This is a genomic window from Acidobacteriota bacterium, assembly GCA_009691245.1.
In the GTDB taxonomy this organism is placed as follows: domain Bacteria; phylum Acidobacteriota; class Terriglobia; order 2-12-FULL-54-10; family 2-12-FULL-54-10; genus SHUM01.
Genome location: SHUM01000073.1, coordinates 1 through 13,376, shown reverse-complemented (window position 1 = coordinate 13,376; position 13,376 = coordinate 1). Strand labels below are relative to the sequence as shown.

Genomic DNA, 13,376 nt, shown 5'->3' with positions numbered 1-13,376 from the left:
GGGGGTTTTCTTTTTTTCGCGCGGATCAGAGCCCCGACCGCCAGGGAGGGGGCACCTTGATGGGCAGCCTCGGTTCGCAAACGTGCCCCCTCCCTGGCGGTCGGGGCTCTGATTAAATTCACCATCGACCAAACAATTTGCGCTACGAAATAATTTGGAGAGAATTCAATGACCAGACCGCTGCCCCATGATCGTGTGTATAACTTCAGCGCCGGGCCGGCCATGCTGCCCGAGCCCGTGATGCTGCAAATCCGCGAGGAGTTTCTGAACTTCTCGGGGCTGGGCGCTTCCATCATCGAGATCAGTCATCGCTCGAAGGAGTTTGACGGAGTGGTCGAGCAGGCCATCGCGCTGTTCCGCGAGTTGACCGGGCTGTCGGAAAACTACCATGTGCTGTTCGTGCATGGCGGCGGGCGCATGCAGTTCTCCGCCGTGCCCATGAACCTGCTGGGCGGCGAGCGCAAGAAGGCGCTCTACGTCGAGACGGACACGTTTTCGTCGGAGGCCATCAACGACGCGGCGGCGTACGGCGAGGTCAAGGTCATCGCCAGCGGCAAGCAGGATGGCTTCAGCCACGTGCCGGCCATCACCCGCAACATGGTGGATCCCGACGCGGCCTATCTGCACATCACCACCAACAACACCACCAGCGGAACATGCTGGAAAAAGTTCCCCGGCCCCGACGTGCGCGGCCAGGGTTCGCATGAGGTTCCCCTGGTGGGCGACTCGACTTCGGAGATTCTCTCACGCGTGGTGGACTACACAAACTTCGGCGTGGTCTTCGCGGGCCTGCAGAAGAATCTGGGGCCCTCCGGCACGGCGATTGTCATCATCCGCAAAGATCTGTGCGGCAAGGCACAGAAGATCACGCCGCCGCTGCTCAACTACGCGACGCTGGCCGAGAAGAATTCCATGCTGAACACGCCGAGCACGTTCAATATTTACGTGGCCAAGCTGGTGATGGAGTGGATCAAGAAAGAAGGCGGACTCGCCGCGATTGAGCTCCGCAACAATGAAAAGATCAAGGCCGTGTACGACGTGATTGACGCCTCGAAGTTTTACACCGGCGTGGTGCAACCGGCGCACCGCTCGCACATGAACGCGACGTTCAGGTTAACACCCGGAGCAGGACTGCCTAGCGAGGAGTTGACCGCCAAGTTCGTGAAGGAAGCCAACCAGCAGGGCCTCTACGCGCTGACAGGCTACCGCACGATTGGCGGCATCCGCGCCTCCATGTACAACGCCATGCCTCTGGCCGGCGCGCAGGCGCTGGCGTCATTCATGAAGGAATTCGAGCGCAAGAACGGCTAGTAGCTCCTCGCCATTCCGCAGTGTGTCATTCACTTTTCTTTCGAAACATCCGGCACAAAGAAGTTATAGACCACCGCGAGGAGGCACCCTGCCGCGCCGCCATCGGCAATTCCGTAGGCGGTGGCGATCAGCACATCGCCCAGCGCCCGCGTGGCGTGATAGCCGGGATAGACCGAACTCATGGTTTGCAGGAAATGTTCGCCATAGGACGGCCAGATCAAGTTCAGCACGCCGGTGCCCATCATTCCATAGAAACCCCACACCAGGCCGCAGGCCGTTGCCATCGCCCCCACGGATAGTCTTGCCATTGTTCTTCCTCCCACGCATTCTCGACTGAATCTCATAAGTCTACCTCGAAAATCCTGCGGATATTGGCCTGGCACAGACTGTAAGAGAATCCGTCGTGTATCTTTTCTTGACACTGCAAGGGCTAGGGTGGATAATTCGCTCGGTTCGCCACTAGTCCTATCAGTGGCTGATCTGTCTGCCGTGCATGTTGCAAAAATAGTTTGAGAGGAGAATTCCATGCCGTTTTGTTCAGGTTGCGGAACCGAAGTTGGAACGGATGTATCGTTTTGCCCCAAGTGCGGGGCGCCGTCGGGCACAACCGGTGCGCCGAGGACTGACTCTCCTGCCGCCTCATCATCTGCCGGTTCGGGACTTGAAGAGAACGTGGCCGGATTGCTTTGCTACGTTCTAGGCTGGGTTACGGGCTTGATTTTATTGCTGATTGACAAGCGGCCCTTCGTGCGCTTCCACGCCATGCAGTCGCTGGTTACTTTTGGCGGCTTCCATGCCATTCAACTCGTTCTAATTTTTGGCGGCGTCATGGGCGCTTTTGCGAGCGCCCTGTCGGGCGGGTTCCTGTTTGGCATTGTATCGTTTCTGGTGTACGGCGTGCTCTCTCTCGTCATTCTGGTTTCCTGGATCATTTGCATGGTAAAAGCCTTCCAGGGCCAGAAATTAAAATTGCCCATTGTCGGTAACATCGCGGAAAACTTCGCCAAGTAAGTAACCCAAGTATCCAACAAAAAGGGCAGCCCTGAACGGGCTGCCCTTTTTGCTTGAATGGTGTTGCGTTAGAAGATCAGCTTGAGCGCGAACTGCACTTCGCGCGACTTGCTGAAGGTGGAAGTGATCTGACGGGTGGCAACCGCGCCGGAATCCACGGTGCGAGATGGAATGCCAAAGCTTGGGTGGTTCGGCAGGTTGAATACCTCCGCGCGAAACTGTAGCTTGCCGCTTTCACCCAACATCGGAATGGTGTTGTCCTTCACGAAGGAAAGATTGATCACGCTGAAATTCGGCCCAAAGATGATGGCCCGGCCCGCGGTGCCCAGCAAGCCCTGCGTGGAAACCGGGTTCCCATCCGATGCACTGGTGTAAGCGCAGGGATTGAAGAACAGGTCCGGCGTACCCAGCTTGGCGCCGGCGGGAATGACGGCCTGCACCACTCCGGCGGTATTGACGATATTGCATCCCGCTGAAGTTCCGCGGGTGATGTCGGCGTGATTGGTGCCGGGAACGAGGAAGGCGCGCTTCATCCCGCCATTGGCGCCGCCGGTCTGCGAGCGTGAGCGCTGGGTGGCCGTTGTGGCATCAAACGGGAAACCGCTGCTCCAGGTGAGCGAACTGCTCACCGTCCAGCCATTGGCCAGCTTGCCCGCCATGCCGCTCGCCTTGATGGGAAGCTGGTAGATGCCGCTGACACGATAGCCGTGGCGTTGGTCGAATCCGGAAGAGCCCTTGTCATGCTTGCGATTGAACGGATCATCGCCAAAATTATTGCTGGTCAGGCTGTTGTCCACGCCCAACTGACTCTGCGTATCATCCAGCGCGTGGCCCCAGGTGTAGGAACTCTGGAACTGCATGCCGCGCGAAAAACGCTTCTGGAAGGTGGTCTGCAATGAACCATACCAGGAGTTTGCGCCAGCGGTCTTGAACTCCGTGGTGTCCCAATTGGGGTTCACGCGATTGGCGCGCGTAGTGGCGGCGGTCCAGCATTTGTTCGCCGCGGCGGGATCAAAAGCGGGAGAGGAGGCCGTCCGGGCGACACAAGTTCCGTTGACATACTCGCCGGTCGGGTAGGTAGGATTGCCTTCCTTGGTTTGCATCAGATTGATGCCGCGTGAACCCGCATACGCCACGGTCAATCCGACACTGCCCGGCATCTGCCGCTCAATGGTCAGGTTGTAGGAGAGCAGATGCGGCTGTTGGAGATGGTGGTCCACAGTGCGAAGCTCCCTGCCCGCAAGACCAGCCGGAATAACCGGGAACGGCCCGAACACCAGGCCTTGATTGGCAAGAACTGTCGAAATGGAGGCGAGGGGCGGCGTACCGGAGGAACCTACGAACAGAGCGGTTCCGAAGACTCCAACGTCATAGAGCAGGCCGAAGCCGCCGCGCACTGAAGTCATGCCGTTGCCTTGCACGTCCCAGGCAAAACCAAAGCGCGGGCTGATGTTCTTCTTGCTGGGATTCAGGATCGCCGGCGCGCCGATGGTAACGGTGGTATCGCGGGTCAGATCAACAAAGGCTGCATTCTTGCCGCGAATTTCATTCGGCTGATTGGTGAACTCATAGCGTAGTCCCAGGTTAAACGTCAGCGTGGGGGTCATGCGGTAATCATCCTGCAAGTAGAAACCAAATGTCTTAAAGGCATAGGTTCGTACCGATGTCGAACCCGGCGTCAGGACCGCGAACTGGGTCGGGGCAGCCGTCAGGAAAGCAGCCAGGCTGGGGAAGGTCCATGACCCGCGTGGATTGTTGCCGCCGTCATTGTACATGTGCTGGCGGTAGGAGTTGATCAGCGTGCCGAACTTCAACGCATGGGATCCCTTGGTCAGGAACATATCGCCGCTATAGCTGAAGATGCGCTGGTTCAGCTCGACCGGCGTGGTTCCGGGGGGGCCGCTATAACTGGAAACACTGGTGATGCCCAACGGGCCCATGGGCTTGCCGGGCTGAAAGGCCAGGTTGGCAGGCAGATCAATGGTCGAGAGGGCCGTCGAGTGCGTCCGGCTGAACGACGCCCGGAAAGTCCCCAGCAATGATGGACTGAAGATATGATTGTCCGAGAGGGTAAGGTACTGATTGCGGGTGGGAAATTCAGCGAACACTTGTTCCAACATGCCCGGCCGTTGGTCATTTGAATCGTTGATCGTATAGCGCCCAAAGAAAGAATCGGAAGACGAGAGGTTATGGTCAAGGCGCGACTGGCCGTATTCCTCCTTCTGCACGTCAGTAATCGCCCGGCTGTATTCAGCAATGCCCGCGCCTGTTGATGGGCCGTTGGCCGTGGGCCAGAATGCCAGATACGGCACCACCGACGGAGCAATGGCCACGGTTTGGGTAACCACGCCGGCCTGATTGCGCAGGATGCCCTGGGATTTCGCCTCTTCCGTAGGCACTCCATACACATCGGTAATGCCGCGCGCCTGGCGCAGACCTTCATAGGTGGTAAAGAAGAAGGTTTTGTCCTGCTTGATCGGGCCGCCGATGGAGCCGCCGAAGTTGTTGCGGCGGAAGGCCGGATTGCGCGGGTCGGTTGGCTTCAACTGGCGATCAGGCCAGTTGCGGGCATCCAGCGCGCTGTTGCGCAGGAATTCGAGCGCCGATCCGTGCCACTGGTTTGTGCCGCTCTTGGTAACAATGGTCACCTGGCTGCCCATGGTCAGGCCGTACTCCGCGCTGAATGAGTTGGTAACAACCTTATACTCACGGATGCCTTCCACGCCGAGCGAGTTCTCATTCGAGCTGGAGGCGCCGGAGTTATGCAGGTCGTTCATCACCGTGCCGTCAATGGTAAACAGATTGGAGCGCGTCGGAGCGCCGTTGCTCGAAAACTGCGCGCCGTTCAGCGTGCCGCCGGTGCTGGTGCCGCGGTTTTCCGCAACGCCCGGCTGCAGCAAAGTTAGATCATTGAAATTACGTCCGTCGAGCGGCAGGTTGGCGATGGTTTCCGCGCTCACCAGATTACCCAGCGATCCGGACGTCGTATTGACGATCGGCGCCTCAGCCGTTACGCTCACTGACTCGGTTACCGAGCCGACTTCCAGCGAGATGCTCAGCACCGCTTCGTCGCCGACGGCGATGCGCAGGCCCTGCTGGATTTTGCTCTGGAAACCGGTCTGTTCGGCGCGAATGTCATAGGTGCCTACCGACAATGCAGGAAAACGGAATGATCCGTCATTGCCGGCCGGCGCGGTGCGCGTCTGGCCGGTCTCGGTGCTGATGACCGTAACCGTAGCGCCAGGAATCGTGGCGCCGGAGGCGTCCTTGACCGTGCCTGAAATTGTTGCCGTGGGCAACTGCGCCATGCTGGTCGAGACCGCAAAGATTGCGGCGAGCAGCCAGCCACTCAGCTTACGTAGTTGATTTGTCATGATTTCTCCCTGTAAACGATTCTGCCCCGTGAAACTCTTCTGGCGTTGTCGCCAGGAAAAACCTGTGTCCGATCAAAGTCTTAACTTGCGGCCCAGAAAACTTCTTTGCCGCGTGAACACAACTTCAACATTACATATAATTATGCGCGCCCATTAATCCGCGCGACTTCACCTAGCGTAATGCGCAAATCATTCCAAACTAATGAATCCGCCATCTCGGACGACTAGACCTTCCCCATGCTCGGACAAATCAGCCATGTTGTCAAGCGGTTCTGGAGCGGGCGGCTTGTCTCCGATGCTTCGCAATGTTAGACTGTATTTTTCAATCGATGAGTTCCGGCGGCGGCGGTCCAATGGGCCCATTCCCATCGGGATGAAAGCCCCATAACAGGAGAGACGCAATCATGTCAGGCCATTCCAAATGGGCCACAATCAAGCATAAGAAAGGCGCCACCGATGCCAAGCGCGGACGCATTTTCACAAGACTAGTCAAGGAAATCACCATTGCGGCGCGCAATGGCGGTGGCGATCCGGCGGCCAATCCACGGCTGCGCACGGCCCTTCTGGCCGCCAAAGCCGAGAACATGCCGCAGGACAATATCAAGCGCGGCATTCAACGCGGAACGGGAGAACTTCCCGGACTGGTCATTGAAGAATTCACCTACGAGGGCTACGGACCACATGGAGTAGCCATGGTGGTGGAAGTTGCCACGGACAACAAGAACCGCACCGTCTCGGATATCCGTCACATGTTCAGCAAGCATGGCGGGAATCTCGGCGAAACGGGTTGCGTGGGATGGATGTTCTCGAAGCGTGGCTCCGTGCTGATTCCCAAGAAGGGCACCACCGAGGATCAGATCATGGGGATTATCCTCGACGCCGGCGCTGAAGATTTAAGCGATGAGGGCGACACCTGGGAAGTACTAACGCCTCCTGATGCCGTGGAGGCAGTAACGAACGCGCTGAAGGCTGCGGGAGTGGAAGTAGCCAGCTCTCAGGTCACCATGGTCCCCAGCACCACAGTTAAGCTCGAAGGCAAACCCGCCGAGCAGATGATCAAGTTCATGGAAGCCCTGGAAGATCAGGAAGACGTCCAGAACAGCTACTCGAATTTTGATATTGACGCCGCCGAACTGGAAAAAGTCAGCGGCGGTTAGCAGCTTCGTTTCCCCTACATCAATGAGGCGTCCGATGCTGAGCGCGACACGGGTACTCGGAATCGACTGCGGATCGAACGCCACCGGCTTCGGCGTAATCGACAGCGATGGCCGAGCCAGCGTCGTCGTCGCGTATGGCGTGATTCGCACTCGACCGAAAGACTCCTTCGCGCTGCGGCTGCGCCAAATTAGCGTCGGATTGCGCATTCAAATCGAGAACCATTCACCGCAAGTAGTCGCTATCGAAGGAATCTTCCACTCCGTAAATTCCCGCAGCGCGCTGCAACTTGGACATGTGCGCGGCGTGGCGTTACTGGCGGCTGCCGATTCCGATCTGGTCGTTCACGAATATTCTCCACTGCAAGTCAAGTCCGCCGTGGTCGGCTACGGACGGGCTGAAAAAGCGCAAGTCCAGCAGATGGTGAAGCTGATGCTGCGCCTGTCGGAAGTTCCAGCCGAGGATGCGGCCGACGCCTTGGCTGTGGCGCTGTGCCACGCCCACCACTCGCTGACCATGGAGCGCATTGCGCGCCCCGCATCCATTCATCCGCAACGATCGGCGACGATCCCATCATGACCCGGCGCCGCATTCTATCCCCACTAGCCTGCTTGCTGTTGATTAGCATTCTGCGCGCTCAGACCGGCACCCCAGCGAACTCCCCTTCTCTCACCTTTGTGAAAGAATTTACCGGGAGCGTTCCAGCGTATTACTCGATCACGCTTCGTGAAGTTGAGCGGGGTAATTTTCGCGCTGAGTATCGCGCCGCCCCCACCGAAGACCCTACCGAATTGAGCATTTCACCCGAAGTGGCCCAACACGCCTTCTCGCTTGCCGAAACGCTCGGCTGGTTTTCCGGACCGCAACTTGAATCAGGAAAGAAAGTCGCTCAGATGGGAAAGAAAACCCTGCGGTATGAAAATGGCTCGGAACGCAATGAGGTTTCTTACAATCACACCGAGCTGCCCGAGGCCCTGGAACTGGCTGGCTGGTTCGAGAAGCTCTCCACCACGCAGCAACACATCGACCGCATTGATTACCTGCTGCGGTTTGACCGCCTCGGGATTGTAAAAGAGCTGCTGCAAGCGGAGATGGACTTGAATCAAGGGCGACTGCTTGAACCCAGGCTGCTGTTGCCCGCGCTCAACAAAGTCCTTGCCAATAAGAGCCTGGTCAACGTAGCCCACGACCGCGCCACGCAGATCATTGCGCGCCTGAGCGGCTCGCAGTAGAGACGCGCGCCAGAACCGCCATTGAGAGTGACCGGCAATACGCGAGTAGATCAGATAATTTCCTGCTCAGGCCATGCTGTTTGTTGAAAGCTAAACGGAATGGTTTAGTATATTTCGGTGCCCAGCAAACACCTGATTCTTGATTATCAATCCCTGGCAGATTTATTCGATCGCTACATGAATAATTTTGTTAATCCGAGCCCAATCGTTTCTGCTTGTGGTTGCCACATACACTGCTACGAACACCATTTTGTGCATGTTGTAAAACTCTTCGGCCCCGATCAGCAGAGGCTCTATTTCCCAACCGAATGGGCAAGAATAACTGGAACTACAGATGGATTTGGGGAATTTTCACACGAGAGCAGGCGAGCGAAACGCCTACTCTCTTTCCTAGAGTGCATCAGGAATCCTGATTGGGTCGTTCGGAGCAAGAAGTTGAAAACGGGGACAGGGTTTTCATTAAGCAGTTTGAATGTTCGCAATACCCGTTTACAGTCGTTGCAGTAAATGCCTCTGAGGGAAAACTATTACTTCACTCCTGTCTGCCAGTCCGCAAACAATAGATCAAATCTTGGCTTGATGGGGGGCAACTATTCACAAAATAAAACAACGCAGCCGCCCGAAGGCGGCTGCGTTGACTACGAACGGGGATTTCACCCGCAATCTTATGGTTAACCTAATCAAAGCCTAACTGAACTAACTTTTCATATCAATAGCCCGGTGTCCCAATCGCACAACAAACTTATTTTCTATAAGATAAGGGGCAAGCAAGAAGGGCTGGTGACCGCTCATCTGCCCTTGTGCATTGCTGATTTACCGGCGAACCAATTACCCACGAACTAGCACTTAATGACGTTGACCAGTTCGCGGACGGCCTCGGCGCTCTTCTTGAGCAATTCCGTTTCCGTCGGAGTCAGCTTCACTTCATAGATTTTCTCGATGCCCTTTTCGCCCAGCTTGCAAGGCACGCCAACATACAATCCATTGATGCCGTACTCGCCTTCCAGATAAGCGGCGCACGGCAGAATCTTCTTCTTGTCCTTCAGAATCGCTTCCACCATTTCCACCACCGCCGCCGATGGCGCGTAGAATGCGCTGCCGGTCTTGAGGTATTTCACGATCTCGCCACCGCCGCCGCGCGTGCGCTTCACGATGGCTTCCAGCGTGGCCGCATCCATCAGATCGGTGAGCGGAATTCCCGCGACACTCGAGTAGCTGACGACTGGAACCATTTCATCGCCATGGCCACCCAGCACAAAGCCCTGCACATTTTCCACCGACACATTAAGGGCTTCGGCGATAAACGTCCGGAAGCGCGCCGAGTCCAGCACTCCGGCCATGCCGATCACGCGATGCTTGGGAAACTTGCTGACCCGCAGCGCGGCCTGGCACATGGCATCGAGCGGATTGGTGACCATGACAATAATGGTGTTGGGAGAATACTCAATGATCTTCTCGGTGGTGGCCTTGATGACTTCGTAGTTCTTCATCAGCAGGTCGTCGCGGCTCATGCCCGGCTGGCGCGGAAAGCCCGCCGTAACCACGACCACGTCGGAGTTGGCTGTTTCCTTGTAATCATTGGTCCCGGTAATGCGCGAATCGGAGCCGGTAATCGGCCCCGCCTGCAACATGTCCAGGGCCTTGCCCTGGGGAATTCCCTCCACAATATCGGTCATCACCACATCGCAGAGTTCGGCATGAGCCAAGCGCAGCGCGGTGGTGGCGCCCACATTGCCCGAGCCGACTACGGTAACTTTCTTGCGCATCATTTCCTCCTATTGAAAATTCCAATTCCTAAAAGTGCCGGCGGCGGGAACGAACCCTCTCCCCTGAGCCTGCCTTATTACCAAATGCTTGTCATTCCGAGCGTAGCGTGGAATCTGCTTTTCGAGACTTCGGAGCCAAAAGCAGATTCTTCGTCGCTGCGCTCCGCGGAATGACAATTCGCAATTTACATGTTCTCGATGATGGCTGTTGCGAACTCGCTGGTCTTCAGCTTGGTCGCGCCTTCCATCAGGCGATGCAGGTCATAGGTGACCTTCTTCTGCTGAATCGTCTTGGCGATGGCGCTCTCGATCATCGTGCTGACTTCCTTCCACCCGATGAAATCAAACATCATGCAGCCCGACAGCATCACGCTGGCCGGATTGATCACGTCCTTGTCCGCGTATTTCGGAGCCGTCCCGTGCGTCGCCTCGAAGAACGCGTACTCATCACCGATGTTCGCGCCGGGAGCCATTCCCAATCCGCCTACCTGCGCCGCGCAAGCATCGGAAAGGTAATCGCCGTTTAGATTTGGGCAAGCCAGAATGTCGTATTCATCAGCGCGCGTAACCACCTGCTGGAAAATTGAATCAGCGATGCGGTCATTGATCATCAGCTTCTTCTTCCACTGGCCGTTGCCGTGCGTCGCGCCGATCGAATCCAGCGTGCTCTTCACTTCCGCATAGACTTCCTGGCGGAACGATTCGGGCGCATACTCGAGGCCCGGCTCCACCAGCGCGGCATTCTGCTCGATGGTCAGGTTGGGGTTCTTGTCCTTGTTGTCCAGAATCCAGCTCTCGCGCTCGATGACGCAATCGGCGCGGAACTCATCGCGCGTCAACTCATAGCCCCAATCGCGAAACGCGCCTTCGGTGAACTTCATGATGTTACCTTTATGCACAAGCGTCACAACGCGGCGCTTGTGCTCCAGCGCAAACTGGATTGCGCGGCGAATGAGGTTCTTGCTGCCGAACGGAGAGATCGGCTTGATGCCCACGCCGGAGTCGAGGCGAATCTTATTGCCCATTTCGTTGTTCAGAAAGTTGATCACCTTGGCCGCATCCGGCGTACCCGATTGCCACTCAATGCCCGAGTAAACATCCTCGGTATTTTCACGGAAAATCACAATGTTCATCCGCTCCGGATACTTCACGGGCGAGGGTACGCCTGCGACAAACTTCACCGGGCGCACACAGGCATAAAGATTGAGCAGGTGGCGCAGACCGACGTTCAAGCTGCGGATGCCGCCGCCCACCGGCGTCGTCAGCGGTCCCTTGATGCCCACGCGAAACTCCTTGATGGCCTCCACTGTCTCCGGCGCGAGCCATTCGTTAAATTTCGCTTTCGACTTTTCTCCGGCGAAAACTTCGTACCAGCCCACTTCGCGTTTGCCGTTCGATGACTTCTTCACCGCCGCGTCAAACACGCGCTGGGAAGCCTTCCAGATATCACGCCCGATCCCGTCGCCCTCCACATAGGTGAGAACTGGACGATCCGGCACAATGAACTTGCCGTCCTTGAGATCGATCGCCGTAAAGTTTTTGGGGATTGGATTCCCGTTATAAGAATCCTTGATTGGTGTCAACTGTATACTCTCCCTGGGGCAATGTGCCGCTGACATGATTTTGAATTTTGGCCGTGCATTATGTCTGTCCGAAGGACCGCAAGAGGTGCTGGAGCGGCAACCAAACACAACTCTCAAACGTACACCGTTTTTGCGGGTAATGCAAAAATAATTTGCGGCGGCGGTAATTAACCACTAACCTGATCCTTATGCGAATCACGGCAAGTTTGCTTCTGGGAGCATGGCTGGCGGGCACCACGGTGGTCGCCTGGGTGGCCGCCGAAAATTTCTTCATGATCGACCACATGCTCGACACCCCTACAAACACTGCGTTTGCCGTTGCCGTCGACAAGCTTCCCAACGGCGAAGCGCGCATGACCCTCCGCTACCTTTCCTCGGAATTGAACCGCTATTACTTTTCGGCTTGGGGATGGATTGGAATAGGCCTGGGCTTTGCGCTTTTGGGAATAGCCGCGAAACTTGGCGGGAAGAAACTGAAGATCGGCCTGGGAATCATGGTCGCCATCTCCACATTGATGGTCTTGTACCTGACTCCCCAGATTGTCGACGTGGGCCGCGAGCTGGACTACGTCCTGCCCACCGCCAACGCCCCCGTGCGCGCCACCTTCGGACGATTGCACGGCATCTACTCGTCGCTCGAACTACTCAAGCTAGCCATCGGCCTATGGATGTGCGTCGCGCTGATCCGAGACGGTCAAAAGGAATTGTCCCGTTAGAAATACGCGCAGGAACGAAAGCGGCCGGTGCAGCAGCGCCGTGATTCAAGGAAACGTCCCGTCTCTCCCCGGTTTTCACAAGGAATCGAATCAATTTAGTTTTCAACTTTACTGAAATCTTGGTCTCACACTCCCATATTGTCAATACTTTCCAGCCCGCTTTCTTAAGCATTCGTTCAGTTTTTCGGTCTCTCGCGACATTCCCCGTTCGTTTGGTTTCCCAAAATCCTTCATTGGTTTTCGGTCGTACCTGACCATATCTGCAACTGTGCACGTGCCAAAAACATCTGTGGATGAGGATCACTTTCCGGTGTTTAGCCAAAACGATATCGGGTTTCCCTGGTAAATTGCGCGGGGAAAGGCGGTATCGGTACCCCAAAGAATGGACTATTTTACGGACGAGAATTTCAGGTTGCGTATCTCGTCCCTTTATCGCAGCCATGTTTCGAGCCCGCTGCGAGGGTGATAGCACGTCAACCATCTACCGTTACGCTCTTTCTGGCAGCAACGATGAATTCCTCGACGCTAAGCATCGGTACAGGACGATCACGGGGATACTCTTTCTGTAGAGGGCTTGGAACAACGAGTGTGACTTTTGCCTCGTTCATTTCACGTAGCTGGCTCGTTGAAATGCCCCTTTGGGTAGTTAGTATGTGCTTATGAGGGACTCGCCTACCTTCGTTCAGGACTTGCCGCCAACGGTCTTTGCATGTTGTTTTAACACCCACGACAATGAGACGCTCGGCAGGAAAATTTGGATCGTCGTATTGGGCCTTCCCCGGAATTACAATATCGGGCTTGCCATCGATCTTTGGCCGCATACTGTGCGGAACTTCAGACTCTTTCAACAAGTACTCGACATGATTTTCGAGAGATCTCCCGGCGCGGGACTTCCTTCGATTCATAATCCGTGCAGCCGTTTTAAGAAAGTCGTCGACGTCCTTAAAATTTCTCACAACGTCACCGTGTACGATTTGTCGTTCGACTAGCCGGAACAACTGGTACTCGGCCTCGACCATCCGGAGCAGACGAATATCTGCTGATTTCCTTCTGATGCCGGGCGAACAATCGGCAAGAATCTGTGACCTGCCCGGCGATTTCGATACCAGCCGAAGTGAGAGAGAATCTCATGAGGGAGGTATTTGAATATGCCGATGCAGAGGTACAAACCAGAGCAGATCGTAACGGTGTTGCGGCAGGTTGAAGTGGCGGTGGCCAGCGGGAAGAC

At 56.2% G+C, this 13,376-nt stretch carries 12 protein-coding genes; 6 read left to right on the top strand and 6 right to left on the bottom strand.

From position 1 onward, the window contains the following. The first annotated feature begins 168 nt into the window (after positions 1–168). Positions 169–1,311, top strand: a complete 1,143-nt coding sequence (gene serC / locus EXQ56_13650; GenBank protein MSO21473.1) for a 3-phosphoserine/phosphohydroxythreonine transaminase — start codon at positions 169–171, stop codon at positions 1,309–1,311. Positions 1,312–1,340: 29 nt separating this feature from the next. Here the strand turns inward: serC and EXQ56_13645 are convergent, their stop codons facing one another. Beyond that, entirely contained in the window at positions 1,341–1,619 is a 279-nt protein-coding gene (locus EXQ56_13645) for a hypothetical protein (protein MSO21472.1), read from the bottom strand. A gap of 217 nt (positions 1,620–1,836) precedes the next feature. Here EXQ56_13645 and EXQ56_13640 point away from each other — a divergent pair, with 217 nt between their 5' ends. Then, positions 1,837–2,322, top strand: a complete 486-nt coding sequence (locus EXQ56_13640) for a zinc-ribbon domain-containing protein (GenBank protein ID MSO21471.1) — start codon at positions 1,837–1,839, stop codon at positions 2,320–2,322. Between the two features lie 68 nt (positions 2,323–2,390). Here the strand turns inward: EXQ56_13640 and EXQ56_13635 are convergent, their stop codons facing one another. Further along, positions 2,391–5,696 (bottom strand): hypothetical protein, encoded by a 3,306-nt coding sequence (locus EXQ56_13635; GenBank protein MSO21470.1) that lies wholly within the window; start codon positions 5,694–5,696, stop codon positions 2,391–2,393. A 404-nt stretch (positions 5,697–6,100) separates the two neighbouring features. Between EXQ56_13635 and EXQ56_13630 the strand changes: the two genes are divergently transcribed. The 3 genes from EXQ56_13630 to EXQ56_13620 are packed head-to-tail and all read left to right on the top strand — an operon-like array spanning position 6,101 to position 8,083. Next, positions 6,101–6,853: a YebC/PmpR family DNA-binding transcriptional regulator gene (locus EXQ56_13630; GenBank protein MSO21469.1), complete on the top strand. Its 753-nt coding sequence runs from the start codon at positions 6,101–6,103 to the stop codon at positions 6,851–6,853. Positions 6,854–6,887: 34 nt separating this feature from the next. Next, the gene (ruvC, locus tag EXQ56_13625) at positions 6,888–7,430 is read left to right on the top strand and encodes a crossover junction endodeoxyribonuclease RuvC (protein ID MSO21468.1); all 543 of its coding nucleotides are present in this window, start codon (positions 6,888–6,890) and stop codon (positions 7,428–7,430) included. Positions 7,431–7,468: 38 nt separating this feature from the next. After that, entirely contained in the window at positions 7,469–8,083 is a 615-nt protein-coding gene (locus EXQ56_13620; protein ID MSO21467.1) for a hypothetical protein, read from the top strand. Between the two features lie 839 nt (positions 8,084–8,922). Here EXQ56_13620 and mdh read toward each other — a convergent pair. Together mdh and EXQ56_13610 are read right to left on the bottom strand one after the other, a co-directional pair. Further along, positions 8,923–9,849, bottom strand: coding sequence for a malate dehydrogenase (mdh, locus tag EXQ56_13615; GenBank protein ID MSO21466.1), 927 nt, complete (start codon positions 9,847–9,849; stop codon positions 8,923–8,925). A 185-nt stretch (positions 9,850–10,034) separates the two neighbouring features. Next, on the bottom strand, positions 10,035–11,468 hold the full coding sequence (locus EXQ56_13610; protein MSO21465.1) for an NADP-dependent isocitrate dehydrogenase: 1,434 nt from the start codon (positions 11,466–11,468) through the stop codon (positions 10,035–10,037). 152 nt (positions 11,469–11,620) lie between these two features. On the opposite strand from EXQ56_13610, the gene EXQ56_13605 reads away from it, so the two are divergent. Then, complete coding sequence (locus tag EXQ56_13605; GenBank protein ID MSO21464.1) at positions 11,621–12,148, top strand: hypothetical protein; 528 nt, start codon at positions 11,621–11,623, stop codon at positions 12,146–12,148. On the opposite strand, the gene vsr is transcribed toward EXQ56_13605, so the two are convergent. Continuing rightward, positions 12,078–12,629: a DNA mismatch endonuclease Vsr gene (gene vsr / locus EXQ56_13600; protein ID MSO21463.1), complete on the bottom strand. Its 552-nt coding sequence runs from the start codon at positions 12,627–12,629 to the stop codon at positions 12,078–12,080. The two genes, EXQ56_13605 and vsr, sit on opposite strands and share 71 nt — an antisense overlap. Next, positions 12,622–13,167 (bottom strand): hypothetical protein, encoded by a 546-nt coding sequence (locus EXQ56_13595; protein MSO21462.1) that lies wholly within the window; start codon positions 13,165–13,167, stop codon positions 12,622–12,624. The genes vsr and EXQ56_13595 overlap by 8 nt, the downstream gene beginning before the upstream one ends. Positions 13,168–13,376 lie beyond the last annotated feature (209 nt).